Annotated in this window: 17 protein-coding genes; 10 read left to right on the top strand and 7 right to left on the bottom strand. The window is 42.3% G+C overall.

Translation table 11 applies throughout. The features are described 5' to 3' along the window. Positions 1 to 11: 11 nt before the first annotated feature. Complete coding sequence (locus KP803_RS20675; RefSeq protein ID WP_248010741.1) at positions 12 to 2,570, bottom strand: DUF294 nucleotidyltransferase-like domain-containing protein; 2,559 nt, start codon at positions 2,568 to 2,570, stop codon at positions 12 to 14. A gap of 365 nt (positions 2,571 to 2,935) precedes the next feature. On the opposite strand from KP803_RS20675, the gene KP803_RS20670 reads away from it, so the two are divergent. After that, positions 2,936 to 4,396: a DUF3360 family protein gene (locus KP803_RS20670; protein WP_248010740.1), complete on the top strand. Its 1,461-nt coding sequence runs from the start codon at positions 2,936 to 2,938 to the stop codon at positions 4,394 to 4,396. 214 nt (positions 4,397 to 4,610) lie between these two features. On the opposite strand, the gene KP803_RS20665 is transcribed toward KP803_RS20670, so the two are convergent. Both KP803_RS20665 and KP803_RS20660 read right to left on the bottom strand, forming a co-directional pair. Next, on the bottom strand, positions 4,611 to 5,813 hold the full coding sequence (locus KP803_RS20665) for a diguanylate cyclase domain-containing protein (protein ID WP_248010739.1): 1,203 nt from the start codon (positions 5,811 to 5,813) through the stop codon (positions 4,611 to 4,613). A gap of 257 nt (positions 5,814 to 6,070) precedes the next feature. Continuing rightward, complete coding sequence (locus KP803_RS20660; protein ID WP_248010738.1) at positions 6,071 to 6,511, bottom strand: Lrp/AsnC family transcriptional regulator; 441 nt, start codon at positions 6,509 to 6,511, stop codon at positions 6,071 to 6,073. Between the two features lie 115 nt (positions 6,512 to 6,626). Here KP803_RS20660 and KP803_RS20655 point away from each other — a divergent pair, with 115 nt between their 5' ends. Further along, positions 6,627 to 7,211 carry a LysE family translocator gene (locus tag KP803_RS20655; RefSeq protein ID WP_248010737.1) on the top strand — a complete coding sequence of 195 codons (585 nt, stop codon included), beginning with the start codon at positions 6,627 to 6,629 and terminating at the stop codon, positions 7,209 to 7,211. Here the strand turns inward: KP803_RS20655 and KP803_RS20650 are convergent. Further along, positions 7,201 to 8,082: a LysR family transcriptional regulator gene (locus tag KP803_RS20650; RefSeq protein ID WP_248010736.1), complete on the bottom strand. Its 882-nt coding sequence runs from the start codon at positions 8,080 to 8,082 to the stop codon at positions 7,201 to 7,203. The genes KP803_RS20655 and KP803_RS20650 overlap by 11 nt on opposite strands. 204 nt (positions 8,083 to 8,286) lie before the next feature. Here KP803_RS20650 and KP803_RS20645 point away from each other — a divergent pair, with 204 nt between their 5' ends. The 3 genes from KP803_RS20645 (at position 8,287) to KP803_RS20635 (ending at position 12,075) form a co-directional block, all read left to right on the top strand. After that, positions 8,287 to 9,435, top strand: a complete 1,149-nt coding sequence (locus KP803_RS20645) for an S-(hydroxymethyl)glutathione dehydrogenase/class III alcohol dehydrogenase (protein WP_248010735.1) — start codon at positions 8,287 to 8,289, stop codon at positions 9,433 to 9,435. Between the two features lie 118 nt (positions 9,436 to 9,553). Next, positions 9,554 to 10,393 (top strand): S-formylglutathione hydrolase, encoded by an 840-nt coding sequence (gene fghA, locus KP803_RS20640; protein ID WP_248010734.1) that lies wholly within the window; start codon positions 9,554 to 9,556, stop codon positions 10,391 to 10,393. Positions 10,394 to 10,554: 161 nt separating this feature from the next. Next, on the top strand, positions 10,555 to 12,075 hold the full coding sequence (locus KP803_RS20635; RefSeq protein WP_248010733.1) for a DUF1254 domain-containing protein: 1,521 nt from the start codon (positions 10,555 to 10,557) through the stop codon (positions 12,073 to 12,075). 76 nt (positions 12,076 to 12,151) lie between these two features. Here the strand turns inward: KP803_RS20635 and KP803_RS20630 are convergent, their stop codons facing one another. From KP803_RS20630 to KP803_RS20620, 3 genes are all read right to left on the bottom strand, one after another. Further along, positions 12,152 to 12,550, bottom strand: coding sequence for an OsmC family protein (locus tag KP803_RS20630; RefSeq protein ID WP_248010732.1), 399 nt, complete (start codon positions 12,548 to 12,550; stop codon positions 12,152 to 12,154). An 82-nt stretch (positions 12,551 to 12,632) separates the two neighbouring features. Then, complete coding sequence (locus tag KP803_RS20625) at positions 12,633 to 13,625, bottom strand: Gfo/Idh/MocA family protein (RefSeq protein WP_248010731.1); 993 nt, start codon at positions 13,623 to 13,625, stop codon at positions 12,633 to 12,635. A gap of 142 nt (positions 13,626 to 13,767) precedes the next feature. Next, positions 13,768 to 14,742, bottom strand: a complete 975-nt coding sequence (locus KP803_RS20620; RefSeq protein WP_248010730.1) for an integron integrase — start codon at positions 14,740 to 14,742, stop codon at positions 13,768 to 13,770. Positions 14,743 to 14,974: 232 nt separating this feature from the next. Here KP803_RS20620 and KP803_RS20615 point away from each other — a divergent pair, with 232 nt between their 5' ends. From KP803_RS20615 to KP803_RS20595, 5 genes are all read left to right on the top strand, one after another. Beyond that, the gene (locus tag KP803_RS20615; protein WP_248010729.1) at positions 14,975 to 15,469 is read left to right on the top strand and encodes a GNAT family N-acetyltransferase; all 495 of its coding nucleotides are present in this window, start codon (positions 14,975 to 14,977) and stop codon (positions 15,467 to 15,469) included. Positions 15,470 to 15,608: 139 nt separating this feature from the next. After that, a complete protein-coding gene (locus KP803_RS20610) occupies positions 15,609 to 16,088 on the top strand; it encodes a hypothetical protein (protein ID WP_248010728.1) in 480 nt (159 codons plus the stop codon). Between the two features lie 143 nt (positions 16,089 to 16,231). Continuing rightward, complete coding sequence (locus tag KP803_RS20605) at positions 16,232 to 16,693, top strand: RidA family protein (RefSeq protein WP_248010727.1); 462 nt, start codon at positions 16,232 to 16,234, stop codon at positions 16,691 to 16,693. 536 nt (positions 16,694 to 17,229) lie between these two features. Beyond that, a complete protein-coding gene (locus KP803_RS20600; RefSeq protein ID WP_248010726.1) occupies positions 17,230 to 17,652 on the top strand; it encodes a VOC family protein in 423 nt (140 codons plus the stop codon). A gap of 161 nt (positions 17,653 to 17,813) precedes the next feature. After that, positions 17,814 to 18,644, top strand: a complete 831-nt coding sequence (locus KP803_RS20595; protein ID WP_248010725.1) for a hypothetical protein — start codon at positions 17,814 to 17,816, stop codon at positions 18,642 to 18,644. Positions 18,645 to 18,738: the final 94 nt, after the last annotated feature.

Here is an 18,738-nt window from a genome sequence, read left to right as displayed (position 1 = left end):
CTTTGAACAAATTAGAAAAAGTCTCGCATTACTTTATCGTGGAAAATTGAAATTCGGCTTACTACATTCTTTAGGTTCTTCTGCTCAAGATAAGTGAGGTCGTTGAGCGCTAATACATCATTCACTTTTCGTAGATCGGTATATTCTATGATCTGGTTCATAAAACGCAGATGCCAAATATGATCAAAGATATAAACCATTTCACGAAAGGCTTTCGCATCAACCTCTTCTTCCGCTAATAGCCCTTTTAGCCTCGCCATTGTATTGACTTCTCGAATGTCATTCCTTAGCGCGTAGAGCCTACAGAAAATCTCCATTGGTCTTAAACAATCTTTTAAATTCAACGACTCTCTACCGTCATGCTTTTCCGTTTTTATCTCATCATCGGTATTAAGCGGTACTTCATAAGACAAACAGTTTTGCGCGTAAATAGGTAAAAACTCTGGGTGCTGACGAAGTAAAAGTTGAATGTGTGACTGAATCGCATCAACCAAACGCGTTTCACCATACGTCGCTCTAATATCAAAAAACACATTGAGTTCAAGAATGGAGTCCGGCGAAGCTTGAGCAATCCAGTTACCAAAATTGGCCTGCCACTCTTTTTGGCTTAAACACCACTGATGGTTAGATGCCATGATCAAACCATCACAATAGCTGTACCCTGCCTGATTAAGCATACCGCAGACTTTTTCTGCCAAATGTAGGAAGTAGCGTCGAATAGACTTCAGGTCAGTGTCGTCAGGCGTTTCAAAGACAATCGCATTATCTTGATCGGAAAACAGTGTCATATCATGGCGAGCATTACTGCCAAAAGAGATAAAAGAGAATGGCACCGGCGGCTGCCCAATATCTTCAATGGTCAGATCGATAAATCGGCAAATGGCCGCATCATAAGTGCTACCAATAAGACGACGAAGGTAGTCAGGACGTGAGCCTACCTCTATCATTTCTCGGATCAGATCTGGCAGTTGATTAAGCGACTCCACCACTTGCCCATGACTCTGCCCGTTTTCAATTTCGATCACAATGACACTACTGAGTTTTTGGTAATTGCTCACCTGATTCGCGGACCCAAAGCGACCACCGTAAATCTTGCGCACAATCGGACGAAACGAGATCACATGACCTAGCTTTTCAGATAAAAATATCTTAGAGGTACTTAGAATGATATCGATCTGTTTCCCACTTTTGGTTTTTAGTTTCGCTTCAAACTCTCCGGGTTCGCTTTCATTGTTAAACAATTGTAATAGGTGTTGAATCACTTCTCTGTTTTGCGGGCTTTCGGCAAACAGCGCTTTCCAAATAGAATGGTCTTTTAACTCACTATCAGTATATCCAAGCAGCTGATGTAAACGGCTATTAGAAAAAATAATCTTGCCATCAGCTTCTAAAATGTAACCTTCATTGGAAGACTCTACTAGAGCACGATAGCGATCTTTCGCTTCATGTAGCGCCATTTCAGCACGTTTTTTACGAATTTCAGTCGCTTTTGATTGTGAAAGCACATAACCCATCACACCAATCAAGCCTAAGGTTATAATAAAAAACACTCGATATAACGTCGCTTCTAAACGATCAATACCTTGCTGTACATCTTGAAAATAGACCCCTGTGCCAATGATCCATTGCCACTCTTCAATGCCCTGAACATAAGTCATTTTTGGTGCCGTAATGTTTGGATCGTCTTTCCACTGCCACTGATACTCTAAAAATCCATGCTGCTTGGCTTTGACTAGCTTAGTGATCTCAACAAACACCGGAAAACCTGTAGTATTCTCGCTGTCTCTATAGTTGGTAAGGTCTTGCCCTGTTAAGTCATGTCGATATGGATGCATGATCATTTTGGGGTGCATATCAGTTATAAAGAAATAGTCTTTATTTTCAGGGCCGTAACGCATGGCTTTAATTTCTAAGGCTGCTTTTTTTTGCGCTTCCTCAGTTGACATCAAGCCATTCAGCTCCTGAGTTACGTAACTATCTACAATACTCACCGCTGTCGATGTCAGCTCTTTAAGCATTTGCCTTTTTTGGCCACGCATTGAATCTTCAATCAACGGAACAATGACATAGATAATTGAGGTTATGAACATCACAATTGCAATAATTGTCGGTAGGACAATTCGAAAACTGAACGTATTCAAGGAGGAGTGACTCTCTTGGTGGGAGTGATGAAAACCACTAAAATAATCTTCAAGCTCACCCGCATCAAGAACTTCACGAATCTCTTCTGTATGCGCCGCGTCGTGGTATTTTGCTGTAAACGTACCGTTTTCAAAATCGGCCCTTAATGGCAGATAACCCGCATAGTCATCGCGAACATGGGTTTCAAAAACATCTTTGATTTGCTGATTGGTATATTTATCGCCAAACTCTTTTACCGCTTCAGCAAGTGCTTCTTTACAGTGGCGAAAACGGCGATGATCGTAAGGATCATAGTCCATATTACTGGACATTCTTAACGAGTGATCACTGCCATTGTGATCAAAGAAACCATCAATCCATTTATGGATTTCTTCGGCTCGAATACCAAAGAGTTGCTCGGTGCGGTTAGCATGTTCGGAGATTTTCATTCTGTTTTTACCGGCCCACAGGATAATTGATAATTCACTCAAAAGTGTGCAGTGTGCTGCAATCTTATTAAAATTAACGGCACTCTTCACCTGCTCCCTGACTATTGATTAATCTAAATCAATAAGTTCTGTAAATGCATTTTCTAGACTCATGATGAAGTCGTCGTTCGTATTTCATACGGGAACAAGAGGTTCCCGTTTATTTATTATCGAGCAACAGTTCATCCTATCTCCTCTTTATTACAACGATAAAGGTGCATGGTAGCGTCTGGGATGTCGCCCCGTATTGATCGAAGGTCAGTATGCCACGCGTAAGTGAGATAGAACGAAATGGGTTGGCTCGAAATCCTATAAGGAAAGAGTAGATGTCTAATAAAAGCAAGACTTTTTATAGAGATATGCGTCGTAAGGCGCAAGAGTTTGATAGTCGTGAAGAGTTTCTAAATCACGATCTAAAAATCATGAGTTTTAGTCGCTGGGGGATTCACTTACCTTCACGTGACTACAGTGTCGAGCTGGAAGATTTGGTACCAGCACTTGCCGCTACCATCGGTAAAGTTGTGATGGTCACCGCTATGGTTGCCGTATTTGCTGCACAGTTTGGATTGTCTCCTGAGTTTGTCGCAGAGAACGTTCGCTATGAGCTACTCATTGCAGGTGGTCTTTTTGTTATTTTATTCTCGGCAATTTTAAACCCTAACGCAAACCTGGCCGGTACCCATGGTCCGATGATTCCGTTAATACCCTTGATTGCCGCCGCTGGAGGACATCCACTGGCACTCGGTATTATGGTGTGTGTATTTGGTCTTGTACTCGCTTATACCAAAGGTGGCTCAAAATTAATGACCCTCACGGGGGTCGGTGTTCGGGGCGGTTTACTTATCTACCTTGGTGCAGTGGGTTTGATCGGTCAAATCAACAAAACCGAAGCGTGGGCAGCGAGCTCAGACCAAGGGTACATTTCATTTGCTGTAATAGGCGTAACTTTGGCGGTTTACGCTTATCTGGCAAAAATCAATAAACGCTGGCTGGCTATCCCGCTATGTTCTTTGATTGCCGGTATTGTCGCTTATGTAATGGGGGCAGAATTTGCCTTCTCGACCGAGCCTGGCCTACCACATTTCAGCCCGTTCTACTGGTGGGGTGAAGACACAGGTTGGCAACTGGGCTGGCCGAACTTCGCTCACTTTGTTGCAGTAACGCCATTTGCACTTCTGGCCGTCGCGATGTGGTCTCCAGACTACCTTGGACACCGTGTATTCCAGGAACTTAACTACCCTAAAGATGCAAAAGGCGTTCTGATGGACGTTGATGACACCATGATGGTTGCTTCTATACGACAAGGGATTGGGTCTTTCCTAGGCGGTGGTAACCTAGCTTCATCGTGGGGGACCTATATGATCCCTGCCGCCATCGCTAAGCGCCCTATTCCAGGTGGTGCTCTACTCACTGGTGTGATGTGTATCGCTGCTGCGGTTATCGGCTACCCGATGGATCTCGCCATGTGGGAGCCTGTTCTGCGCGTTGCCTTGATCGTAGGTGTTTTCTTACCGCTACTTGAAGCCGGTATGCAAATGATCCACAAGCATAAAGACTCACTAAGTGCCGGTATCTGTATTTTTGCTTGTGCATTTGTAAACCCTGTTTTTGGTTGGGCAACAACCATGTTACTCGACAACATGGGTCTTATTGGTGATCACGAGCGAGCTAAAGAACTTTCAAACAAAGACAAGTACCTTATCCCAGGTGCAGCGTTTGTCATCTGTGTTGGTTCATTGGCTGCGGTTGGGCAGCTTCCGGGGATACCGGCTCTTATTGGTAATTAATTTTTCACGATGCTTGGGCGCAGACACTCTCTGCGCCTTTTGTGTTACTTTCAAATGACTCAACCTAACAGAATGCGTCTCTTACGTTTTTACTGTTTTATCCGCAACAGCGCCTTAATCCATTTCATGTAGTTCCGACATCAATTTGACCCAATACTTAAATAGCGACTCTTAAACCATCGCTCAAAAGCAGAAGGTGGACGGAGTTATCTATTTATACTTGTGGAGAGTATATGACGCAATCACATCCATCCGTTTTCTTTGCTTGAAACATCGCGACATCAGCGTAATGAATAAGGCTATGACCATCATGGCTATGGTCTGGTGAGATTGAAATACCAATACTTAACGAAACGTCTAACTTTAAAGAATTCACAATCAAGTCAGGCCCAAAAGCAGAAATGATTTTTTTCGCAACCAAATCAATTTCCGACTCTATATTGATTTGCTTTACAAGAATAACGAATTCATCCCCGCCAACTCTAAATATTGAATCATTTGAACGAACTGCTGAAGTGAGTCTATTGGCGACTTCAACAAGGACAAGGTCACCCACATCATGACCATATTGATCATTAATTGGCTTAAATTTATTTAAATCAATATAGAATAGAGCCAATTTTGATTCAGTTACTCTAGAGTGTGCCACTTCTTCAAGGATTTCGTTATCTAGCGTTTTTCTATCTTTTAAGCCTGTAAGCTCATCATGAATCGACTCATAGTGTAATCGCTCGGTACGCTCTTGAACTTGTGAACTCATCGAATAAAAACTGGCTAAAAGAGTCCCCATTTCATCCTTTGGAACATGATCAGAAATGATAAGCGCCTCTCCTTTTTTCACTTTTTCTGTATTGGCCAACAGGACTTTTATAGGCGCAAATAGTCGGTCATGAACAAAGACATAAGTAATAATCGAGAAGAGCGTAAAGAATACAATTTCAATCACTTGAATAAGCTGAATGTAGGCATCTAACTCGTCTAAATGCGCTCTTCTCTTCGCCAATAGCCCCTCTTCAAATTGAACAAACTCTGCCATTATCGTTCGAATGCCATCCATATGGATTTTGCCACTATTTTTGCGAACCATGTTTATCGCATCGTCGAGATTTCCTTCATCCGCTCGCTTGATCGTTTCTGATAGCTCATCAAATTTAAGAGAAATATGTTTAGTCACTTCATTGATTCTTTCTTTTTGACTTTGGCTATCTGATGTTAATTTTTTAAGACGATGTATCTCTCCAAGAGCTTGTATCCGCCCCACATGATATGGCTCTAGGTACTCAGGATTTAAGGTCAGCAAAAATCCACGTTGTCCGGTTTCTGCATCTTTCATCGCACTAAGGAGTAATTGAGAATGATAAATCACACTGTTGGTATGATTGACCCAACGAACTCTATCGTCACTGTGGGATTCCAAAAAATAAAACAGTATGGAATTGCCAATTGATGCAGCAAATAAAATGAATAGTATGACTGTTAGCTTTAACCGGACACTCATGGGTAATTTTAGCTCAAGCGTTTAATGATAAACTCGAAACAGGCGATGCATCTACCATATTCCCTTATGAACCCTTAGCTTAGTAGAATCACTTGAGAAGTGCATAGTAGAGTGAATGGATTATTTTTCCGAACTGATTGAATTGACGAAAAATAATATGAGTCCTTCAGCTTCAACTAACGTTCATCTTTTGGTGAGTCCATCACGACCATCGTGGTGATCGACTTTACGTGCTCACACTCACCAAGCACATCGGCATGGATCAATTTATAGCTCGCAAGTGAAGCGGTCTCGACTCGAAGTAAATATTCGTTTGCCCCTGTAATGTTGTGACATTCCACCACCTCATCTACAAAGCGGACATGCTCTTCAAATTCCAACTGCGCTTTCTTACTGTGACTGGCTAAACCGATTGAAACATAGGCGATAAACCCAATACCGAGTGGTTCGCCATTGAGAATCGCTCGGTAGCCTTTAATAATTTGGCTTCGCTCCAACTCTTGGACTCTTCGAAGCGTCGCAGAAGGTGATAATCCAACTCGTTCAGAAAGGTCTACATTGGAAATTCGACCATCCACTTTAAGTTGTTGCAATATTCTTTCGTCAAACTTATCCATTTGGTTTTTTATTGCTCAATTAGCTCAATATTACTCAATAAAAACACAAAATTGCGTCCAATTCTACTTAACATTGTGTTTAACAAATGAACAAGAATTAAAACGGAGTTATTTTATGGAACTTGAACAGCTTGGGGCTTTGCTACTTTTCGCTTTTGTATCCACTTTCACCCCTGGCCCAAACAACATCATGTTGATGACATCAGGTGCGAATGTCGGTTTCGCTCGTACCATTCCGCACATGTTGGGAATCGCCTTAGGTTTTGCCTTTATGGTGATTCTTGTTGGTGTTGGTTTAATGGGGATATTCAACGCCTACCCCGTTAGTCACCAAATTTTAAAATACGTAAGTTTGGCCTACCTTGTTTATTTGGCAGCGAAAATTGCCATGAGTGGACGCGCAAAAGAGGTGGAAGACTTTAAGCCACTCACCTTCATTGGTGCGGCAAGTTTTCAGTGGGTAAATCCGAAGGGATGGTCTATGGCATTAAGTGCAGTAACACTGTTTAGTAGCGGTGGCGCTTGGTTTGAGCTAGGAGTTATTGCTGTGGCCTTTACTCTTGCAAATATTCCTTCGGTTAGCTTCTGGACCTTCGCAGGGCAAAAGCTTCAACACTGGTTAACAACCCCAATTCGTATTCGAAGCTTTAATGTTTCTATGGCGGTGCTGCTTATTGCGTCAACCGTACCTATGATTTAGTCGGCCCTAACTGCTCGCTTAAAAAATCAATCAGCAAGCGAACTTTGGGCGAGAGATTCCTATTTTGTGGATACACCGCCCAAATGCCCTCTTTATCATCGCGATAATCACTCAGCACTTCTACTAGTTCACCACTTTCTAACGCTTCACTGACATAATAATCCGGCAACTGCACCAATCCAAAATGTCGTTTGGCGGCATCAAGTAGTGATAACCCACTGTTGCATTTTATTCTGCCCGAGACTCGTAAGCTTCGCTCTTTTCCTTGCTCCTTAAAACGCCAATACTCCAATGAGCCAACAAGGCAACTATGATGACTGAGCTCTGATAAAGTATGGGGCTCACCACTTTGTTCTAAATATGTCGGGCTTGCACAAATATAAAGTTGACGCTGAGCAAGGCGCTTAGCAACTAAGCTTGAGTCTTCCAAACGCCCAAGTCGTATAGCAACATCAACCCCCTGCTCTAATAGATCTATTCTCTGATTCGTGAGTTGCAACTCAAGATCCACTTGAGGGTATTGATCTAGAAACTGATGCAGCAGTGGCGCTAAATGCGTTTCACCATAAGTGACAGGCGCTGTGATCTTCAACAAGCCTTTCGGTGAGGTTTGCATCTGAGTCACCGCTATTTCCGCGAGCTCTAACCCTTCCACTAAGTGTTTACATTGTTGGAAGTAGAGTTGCCCGGCTTCGGTAAGTGTTACTTTTCGGGTTGTTCTATTTAACAGCTTAACCGCCAGTCGATCTTCCAACGAGGAGACTCGACGACTAATCTGCGCAACCGATGTGTTTCGTTTTTTCGCCGCGCCAGTGAAACTGTTGGTTTCCGCAACGGCAACAAACTCGCTTACCCCTTCCCAATTTGCCATATCATCCTTATTCACTTTCTTTGACTGCAAGCCGCTTTAATTATTACAAATGCGTAAAAATCATTTTCATTTTAACTGGATTATCATCAAATGAGAAATATATATACTGGGTCCAACAAAACGAGAAAGCGAAAAACAAAAAGCTTTACTACGCTTTACTCTCTACAAAACAAGTAGACAAAACACTAAATAAAGGAACATCAAATGACGCTTGAAATCAAACCAGGTCAAACCTCTATCAAATCTAAAGCTATGGTCGCATGGGCTGCTGGTGAGCCGCTTAAAATGGAAGAAGTGGATGTACAACTTCCAAAAGCAGGCGAAGTTCTTGTTCGTATCGTTGCAACTGGCGTTTGTCACACTGACGCATTCACACTATCAGGTGACGATCCAGAAGGGATCTTCCCATCAATCCTTGGTCACGAAGGTGGCGGTATTGTTGAAATGATCGGCGAAGGCGTAACTAGCGTTGAGATCGGCGACCACGTTATTCCTCTTTACACCGCAGAGTGTGGTGAATGTAAATTCTGTAAGTCAGGTAAAACAAACCTGTGCCAAGCGGTTCGTGAAACGCAAGGAAAGGGCCTCATGCCTGACGGAACCAGCCGTTTCTCTATCAACGGTGAGACTATCTTCCACTACATGGGTTGCTCTACGTTCTCTGAGTACACGGTACTTCCTGAAATTTCATTAGCTAAAGTTTCTAAAGAAGCACCTCTTGAAGAAGTCTGTCTTCTTGGTTGTGGTGTAACTACAGGTATGGGCGCTGTACTTAATACGGCAAAAGTTGAAGAAGGCGATAACGTTGCAGTATTTGGCCTAGGTGGTATTGGTCTATCTGCAATCATCGGTGCCCGTATGGCGGGTGCTAAAACCATCATTGGGGTTGATATTAACGAGAGCAAATTTGAGCTTGCGAAGCAGCTTGGTGCGACTCACTGCATCAACCCTCAGAAATTTGATAAGCCAATCCAAGAAGTGATTGTTGATATGACCGACGGTGGCGTTGAATACTCTTTTGAGTGTATCGGTAACGTGAACGTTATGCGTCAAGCTCTTGAGTGTTGCCACAAAGGCTGGGGCGAATCTGTCATCATTGGTGTTGCTGGTGCAGGACAAGAGATCTCTACTCGCCCATTCCAACTAGTAACTGGTCGTGTATGGCGCGGTTCTGCTTTCGGTGGTGTTAAAGGCCGCTCTGAGCTTCCAGAAATCGTTAACCGTTACATGGCAGGTGAGTTTGGCTTACAAGAGTTCATCACTCACACTATGGGCTTGCAAGATGTTAACGAAGCATTTGAATTAATGCACAAAGGTGAGTCTATCCGTACTGTTTTACATATGGATAAGTAATCTGAACTACCCCATTAAACGCCTTGACTCTGTTTTATCGTAATAAGAAAGACAAGGCGTTTTTATCGTTCACACTTTGCGTTATGACACTCAAACCCTTTTGACCGACGGAACCATTATGACCATTGAAAACATCAGCCAAGCCAAAGTCGCTGACGGTTGGCACAAGCAATTCACACATGAGTCTGATACGCTCAACTGCTCAATGCGCTTTGCCATTTTTCTTCCGCCAAATGCGTCTAAATCTTCTCCTGTACCCGTCTTGTATTGGTTATCAGGCCTAACCTGTACTGACGAAAACTTTATGCAAAAAGCAGGCGCATTTAAAAAGGCCGCTGAGCTTGGCATCGCTATTGTCGCGCCTGATACTAGCCCTCGTGGTGACGATGTGGCCGACGATGATGGCTACGACTTAGGTAAAGGTGCGGGGTTTTATCTTAATGCTACGCAACAGCCTTGGGCTTCGCATTACCACATGTATGACTATGTGACTAAGGAGCTTCCTAAGTTAATTGAAGCGACGTTCCCGGTTAATAACGTTAAATCTATCTCTGGTCACAGCATGGGTGGGCATGGTGCAATAACCATTGGACTGAAAAACCCAGGCCTGTACCAATCGATTTCAGCCTTTAGCCCAATTAGCCACCCGGTATCGTGCCCTTGGGGACAAAAAGCCTTTAATGCCTATTTGGGTATGAACAGAGAAGACTGGAAGCAATACGATGCGACTGAATTGCTCAATAAAGCTCAATCACCACTTCCAATTTTAGTTGACCAAGGTGAAGCAGATAGCTTTTTAGCGGAACAGCTAAAGCCCGAGCTATTGGTTGCAGCCGCCGAAAAGCATCAGTCGCCTTTAGAGTTAAGAATGCAACCTGGCTATGACCATAGCTACTTCTTTATCTCAACGTTCATTGACGAGCATTTAACCTTCCACGCGACACATCTACTAAAATAAACTCTGTAAAACAGCCACTTTCATAGTGGCTGTTTTATTTATTCCTACTCCATACCAACTAGATTCACCTCTCACTGCTCATTATTGAGCCTAGCCGATATCAGAATTGTTGCTTAAAGTTAGATACCGTGAACTGTATCAAATAATCTTTAGGAGCAAGTATGATTAAAATTCAATTGAAAGCGTTAGCGTTGGCAACCACCATCATTCTTAGTGGCCACGTTTTTGCTGCTACAGAGCACTATAATACAGACATTCCAAGCAGCATTATGACGCCCGATAGAGTCGAAACGAGCCTTGGTACTCTAAAGTTTAAAGACGGTGTGCCCACAACCGATACAACCCAAAAACTCTATGACAACTTAGACACGCTACGCGCAACCGAAGTGTTTTTAAATGCAATACCGATGGCGTCTATCGAAGCCATTAGATTAGGTCATTTAGATCTTGGCGTATCTACATCCAATCAAGTCGTGCTGTTTGATAAACTAATGGATTCAAACCCACTTTTTCTCACCGGAAATACCGACACCGTTTACGCCTCAGCTTTTCTCGATTTAGAGCGCGACGGGCCTACCGTGATTGAGGTTCCCGCAGGAATGGGGCCAACCACCGTCAATGATGCCTTCTTTCGCTTTGTGACTGATTTGGGTGTTGTTGGGCCCGACAAAGGTAAAGGTGGCAAATACCTTATTCTGCCTCCCAATTACAAAGGTGATATTCCTAAAGGGTATTTTGTTTCAACCTCCACCAGCTACACCAACTGGTTTATTGCTCGGGGCTTTTTGAAAGATGGGAAGCCAGATTCCGCCATTCACGATTTCAAAACTAAACTGAAGATTTACCCATTAGCGAAAAAATCTGATCAGCCGAAAATGGAATTTACTTCCGGCAGTGGCAAATCATTTAATACCGTTCATGCAAATAATGAGCACTTCTACGACGAGATCAAACCCGTTCTCGATAAAGAACCTGTCAGCTTTATTGATCCTGAACTGCGCGGGTTAATGGCTAGTATTGGTATTCAAAAAGGGAAACCTTTTGATCCTGACACCCGAATGCAAAAACTGCTCAAAGATGGTGTGGCAATTGGCAATGCAACAGCACGTAGTCTCTATTTCCACCCCAGAGATAAAGCGGCTTACAAGTACGAGAACAAGCTTTGGAAAACGGCCTTTATTGGTGGCGACTACAAGTGGCTAATTGATGAGGGTAAAGGCGGACGTAACCTTGATGCACGCACTTACTTCTTCTATATTGCGACTGTCAATACCCCTGCAATGGCGCTTAAATTGATCGATAAAGGATCGCAGTATGCTCTGGCTGACCAGTCAAAAGATGGCCACTTCTTAGACGGCGGTAAGACGTACAAATTGAATATTCCAGCGAATGTTCCGGCTAAAAACTTCTGGTCTGTTGTGGCTTATGATCCACAAACACGTTCAGAGCTGCAAACCAGTCAACCGTTCCCAAGTAAGAACAACAAGCGTGACGATTTTATTGAAAACCCCGATGGTTCGGTTGATTTATACTTTGGACCGAAAGCGCCAAAAGGGAAAGACGCGAACTGGATTGAAACTGTACCAGGTAAAGGTTGGTTTACCATTCTACGTCTTTACGGGCCACAAGAAGCTTGGTATGACCAAAGTTGGCAACCAGGTGATATAGAACTTGTGAAATAAATGCACACCCATTAAAAAAGGCTCTCTCACTTGGCCATTCCAAGGGGTAGAGCCTTTTTTGTTAACAAGTTCGTATTTAAACGATTTCCCAACTGTGTGTCATTTCAATACCTTCACCTAGCATCAAACAAACAGAGCAGTACTTTTCTAACGAGTCTGCCGCTACTTTTGCTACGACGTCTTCATTTAGTGATTCACCAGAGACATCAAAATGAATATTCACTTGAGTAAAAATACGTGGCGCGGTTTCACGACGTTCTGTCGTTAATTTGGCAACACACCCCGTTACTTTCTGCCCTGCTTCTTTCAGGCCATCAACCACATCAACAGAACTACAACCACCTGCGGCCATTAATACCATTTCCATCGGGCTAGGTGCCGTTGCGCCACCGCTACCATCCATCACAATGGAGTGACCCGATTGCGATTGGCCAAGGAATTTAAGATCTTCTATCCACTTTACTTCAGCTTGCATCTTTACGTCTCACTACTTCAATTCTTAGTGCGAAAGATAACAGGTATTAGTACAACTCAACAAGTTTAAACTCTCCCCCCTGCTATACATCAGTTGGAACAGCATCAGTAGGAAAAACGACACCCGTTTGTTTGCGAATCTCAGTTAAAACCTTAGACACTATAAGTGAACGTTCGATGTCATGCTCGTCCATTGTATTTTCTTCGACTTGTTTGGCGAACGCTTTCGCCTCATAAAACATGCGATTCGGGACTTGCTCAACACTCACATCCTGTTTTGTAGGTCCGCGAGTTATTTTCTCTACTCGATTACACAACGAAATCATTTCGACTTGAAGAGCAGCTTCTTCACCTTGGAATTCACTGGGTAAATAAGAGTCGCTGGTCTTTGAATGGTTAATCACTACATCAAAGCCACTGTATTGAAAGATTGCGCTTCCGTTACCATCTACACCTGAGTCGAGCAAATGCGCTTGAGCTTTTATTGAAATGGGTTCACCGAACAAAGCAATGGCGGCTCCGACACAGTAATAGCCAATGTCCATGATAGAACCATTTGAGAATTCTGGATTAAACGTATTTGGGTTTTCACCATTAAGGTATTTCGGGTAGCGAGAAGAGAATTGGCAATAGCTGATCGTCGCCTTTCTCAAGGCACCAATCTGATTCAATTCCTGCTTAAGTACTGTGAAGTTTGGCAGATGAGGAGTCATAAACGCTTCAAACAAAATCACGTTATTATCACGTGCTGTTTGATAAAGCTGTTTAGCCAGTTGATAGTTTGACGCAAGCGGCTTCTCGCAGATGACATGCTTCCCCGCCTTTAGCAATTGCTCAGCTTGTGGAGCGTGGAAAGAGTTCGGGCTCGCGATGTACACCGCATCTATTAACGCAGACTGAGCAAGGGCATCGAGATCAGTAAATATTTCTGGTGACACGTATTTTTCACTAAACTGCTTTGCACTCTCTGTATTGCGAGAATAAACACCTGATAACCTATATGAACCTGTTAAAAGTGCTGCTTCAATAAATTGATCTGTTATCCAGTTTGTTCCTATTACCGCCAGTCGAATCATGTTCTTTACGTCCTGTTAAGTATGCTTGTTTTCAGGATAAAGCGTAAATGATTGGATGTTCAAGAGAATCAACTTAATTTCGGTAGATATCCAATCTATATTTAGGGCGGTACTAAAATTCTTTCATTGGCTGGGCGGCTTGTTAAGTATTTACGAATATATGAGATAATGGGCTTTTAACCCCACTTGCCCCTCTGTCTAATACATGTGTATAGATTTGAGTCGTTTTAACATCAGTATGCCCTAGCTGTTCTTGAACGGTTCTTATGTCTGATCCTGTTTCTAGTAAGTGCGTAGCGAATGAATGCCTTAACGTATGGCAGGAAATATTTTTATTCACCTTCGACTTATTCGCTGCATTTTTAATGGCCTTTTGAACGCTTGATTCATTAATGTGGTGTCGACGACTCAAAAGGCTCGTCGGATCCACCGATCGCCTTAAGGAAGGAAATAGATACTGCCAGTTTAACTCTTGATTAGCATTCGGGTACTTCTTCACTAATGCATCAGGCAGCCACACGCCCTCGTAGTCTTGTTGATTTCGGTCTTGCTGCCAAATGAGTTTCACGTGTTCTAATTGACGATTAAGAGGTAGGTGCAGTTCTTTTGCAAGTGTCACGATACGATTTTTATTCCCTTTTCCTCTCCATACTCTAAGCGCCGAATAGTCAAAATCAATATCTTGATACCGTAAGCGTAAACACTCCATTAAACGGAGGCCTGAGCCGTACATAAGCTGAGCTGGTAACAAATAAAGTGGATCGACATTAACAAGCAATTCCTTAACCTCAAGCTGTGTCAAAACTGTCGGCAGTTTTTTATCTTTGACTGAACGCCTAAAGCGCATGTCTATATCGATAGGCTCTGCGATGATGTGTTTATACAAGAAAACGAGCGCATTCAGCGCTTGACTCTGTGAGCGTGCCGCCAAATTTCGCGATAGTACAAGATCAGACAAAAATGCCTCGACCTCCTTTACACCTAGCTCTTTAGGGTGATGCTTATTATGGTAGAAAATGTATTGCTTAATCCAATACACATAGGCCTTAATTGTCTTCTGAGCATAATGCCGCGATGCCATGTATTCGCGAATATAGTTCAAAAATGGTGATTTCATTGCTTACCCACACTGTTTATACATACAGCAACAAACAATAGTGGGAATGAAGCAGACTATACGGAAACATTCCGTATTTTGTGATGGGCAACAAGTTTAATAAAACCTAATACACTGTTTTACATGAATATATGGATTAACATGTCATTATTCTAAAAAACTAGAAGGCGGTAGCGTGGAAGACTATCTGGAAAGTTTCCGTCTATAAAGCGTTAGGCATCATGGAGGATGCATGATAATTAGAGAAATAGTTGAGTCCGATATTCAGCAAATGGTGGCTATTTATAACCACTACGTCGAAACTACATCTGTGTCGTTTGAAGAAACACCGATCAACGCTGCGACATTAAAAGAGCGAATTGAAATTGTTACCTCGGCAGGTTTACCTTGGCTTGTCGCCGAAACCAACGGACAAATTGAAGGTTATGCTTATGCTGGCCAATGGAACAAACGTTCCGCATATAAATATACCGTTGAACCCTCTATATATATTGCCGTTAACAACATTGGTAAAGGGATTGGTAAAGCTCTGTACACCTATTTACTCGCTTCCTTAAAAAGTAAAGGCATTAAAAATGCTATAGGTGTAATCGCCCTACCAAACCCAAGCAGTATTGCATTACATGAGAGTGTGGGCTTTAAAAAGGTTGGCGAGTTTGACCGAATCGGAGTTAAGTTTGGGCAAGAAGTTTCCGTTGGGTACTGGCAACTAGCCCTAGATGCCTAACAAGCGCTTCAAGTTGATTCGTAACGCTTGGCGGTTTTGGTGGGAATTTTGGTTTGTGTGATTACGGTTTAAAATTTGGCTTCAGTGGTGCGTAACTCACAACTTAAGCGGGCGTTATATGCCATTAGAGGAGATACCATTGACTACTGCTTTTGCATTGCTAATCGGTTTTGTATTTGTAATGCCATTTTTAGTGCTACTCCATGAGATTGGTCATGCCATTCCAATTTTAATTACTGGCGAAAAAGTTCAAATCACATTAGGAAGTTCTGATTTTGTATCTTCGTTATCTATCGGTGGGCTATCAATTCAAAGCAGTTTGATACCTTTAAATGTTGGTTATTATTCAACACAAGCTGAGCTTACAAAAGCAGTGAACATAGTATCAATAATGGGTGGACCTATTGTTTCAGCTCTTTGTGCCGCGATACTGTTTGCATTGAGTAGAGTGCTCGAAGGCCAAATAATAGTATTTCTAGTGCGATTCGGCGCTTGGTTTTCCGTATTCCAGTTCCTTTTAACAATTGCTCCTATTCAATACGGAGAGTGGTTTTTAGGTTATGCGGGGGTTGATAGTGACGGGTTGAGGCTTATCAAACTATTGCGCACAGGCATATAACAAACGGTTCAAGTGGATTCGCAACGCTTGGCACTATTGGTGTCAAATTTGGCTTGTGTGATTACGGTGTTTGAATTTATTTAGGTGGTGCGTTACTCACCACTTAACCGGGCGTTATGTTCATTAGCATTCATGGAGGAATGATGAGTATAGAAAGTAGATTGAAAGAACTTGGTTTATCGTTACCAGAAGCGAGCGACCCTCAAGGTAGCTATTGTAATTGTGTTCGTACAGGTAATTTACTTTATGTTTCAGGCAAGGGCCCAGTAGCTGGGCTTAAATCAGTGCCTAAGGGGAAACTTGGACGGGAATATACGACGGCACAAGGATACGAGTTTGCTAAAGCGACAGGCCTCGATATTCTGTCAGCCTTAGAATTAGAGTTAGGCTCACTTGATAAAATAAGTCGTGTTGTAAAGCTGCAAGGCTTTGTGAACGCAACGGAAGAATTTGAGCAGCACCCAAAGGTATTGGACGGTTGCTCTGATTTAATGGCAGAGGTTTTCGGAAACAAAGGTGTTCATGCTCGTTCTGTTTTTGGAGCAACTTCCGTCAGAGGTAATTTACCAATCATAATTGATTCAATCTTCGAAGTTGAGGACTGAACATAACAATCTGTTTAAGTCGGATTAAAAACGCGTGCCGACTCGCTTCGCTCAGACATGGCACACATTTTTAACCGCTTAACAGGGCGTTAGTCGTTTAATGCTTTGAAAGGTTTTAAGGTTAAAGTTGGTTCAGTAACTTTCGGCGTATTGTTTTATTGGCAACGCTTTTTGGCGCTACTGGATCGCATGATGTTACTGTTCAATTTAGGGCGCTTCGTTTGGCCGAGTTAAATGCAGAGTTGTTACCTAAGTAAGTTCTACAAATGTTGAGCATTGGTTTTAATAGCAAAAGCTAGTGCTAATAATCAGCATTCAATGACAAAGCCACCGACTAACAAGTTAATTAAGTGGACTTATCAACGCTGGGCATTTTCGGCTTGGAGTCTGATAGGCTCGGTAAATCTAGTGGTTACAGCCACTTATTAAGGCGTTATACGATCAAATAAACTTTAGCTTTACCTCAGGTTAGGTTGAGGTGTTAGGCTTTATCTTCATTCATAATTCCCATAAGTCATTCAAAAGGAAAATTGAAAATGACAAGACTAGAGCATTTAAATATTACCGTTCCCGATATTGATGCAGCACTAGCATTTTTAACTATTATTGCGCCGGATTTTAAAGTACGAAAAGATGTAAAATCTCACACCAGTCATCGCTGGGCTCATGTTGGAAATGAACAGTGTTATTTTGCGCTTCAGGAGCCTCACCTAGACTCGCTTTCACCAAGTAACGCTCAGAAAGCTTACAAAAACTTTGGTGTTAATCATATCGCTTTAGTTGTAGAAAGTATTGAAATTATAGAGGAAAATCTGGTTAAAGAAGGCTACCGTCGAGGTATTCTTGCACCGGAAGAAGCATATCGTAAACGAGCGTATTTTTTCGATGCAGCTGGTTTCGAGTGGGAGTTAACAGAATATTTATCAGATAATCCTGATGAAATGTACTTGTATGAGTAAGTGGTAAAGATCGTATAACAAATTGTTCAACTGGATTCCAAAACGCTTGGCACTTTTGTAATGGTCATATTTTGTGGTTAAGGTGGTCATATTAGGTTTAGTGGCATTGTTTTGTCACTAGTTAACAAGGCGTTATACGTATTATCATAGTTAGGAGATTTATGGCTAGATTAGCTCCAAAAGCAGACACTCTAAGAGCTCTGTTTGCGCGTTCAGGCAATCAATGTGCATTCCCCGGTTGTACTCAATCTGTTGTAAACAGTAAAAATAAGTTCATTGCTCAAGTCTGTCACATCGAAGCAGCCTCCGAGGGTGGTGAAAGGTTTAATGCCGCTAGCAACGATGAATACCGAAGAAACTATGATAATTTAGTAATTTTCTGTTATCCCCATCATATCGAAACAGACGATACGGACGAGTATACGATTGAATGTTTGCGTAAAATCAAGCTAGATCACGAACAACAATTCTTGAAGTCGGACTTCAAAATTGATGAAGCGGAGTTGCAAAAATTAGTAAGTGAAATGCAACTCTATTGGTCAAACATTGAACGTTTAAACCAAGTCGAACATTATAATCTCGATTCTGGGCTTGCGATGGAAGTTAATGGGCAAGCAAGTTTTGATGAGGTCATAGCTGATGCACATAATGCTGTTTCTGGTATTGAAGCTTTGTTAAATAGACTGCGTGAAAGTGATGAAGCGTTAGTCGAAGATCTAAATGTACTTCTGGAGCTAAAAAATATCCCAGAATCAACTTTTACAGACGTTCCATATTACCAAAACCCCTTTGAAAACCGTAATTGGGAGTCTCATAATTTAGGTACTCCAAACTGGCTACTATCATTGCGAATCGCTTTAACCCACATTGAGGTTAAGTACCTGTCTGAATACCTAAAGACTAATAGCAATGACAACTCCGCACGAAATAAACTGGACATGGCTAAACAGAAGCTAGAAAGTTATGCGGTGTCAGCAATGCATGTCGACTAGCATACGTATAACAAAGCATTTAAGAGTGATTCGCAACGCTTGGCAGTTTCGCTTCGCTCAAGTATAGCCAAGCGCCGCTCACACCTTAATGCGG

It is taken from the genome of Vibrio amylolyticus (assembly GCF_023145695.1).
GTDB lineage: Bacteria > Pseudomonadota > Gammaproteobacteria > Enterobacterales > Vibrionaceae > Vibrio > Vibrio amylolyticus.
This window is presented reverse-complemented; position numbering and strand designations above follow the sequence as displayed.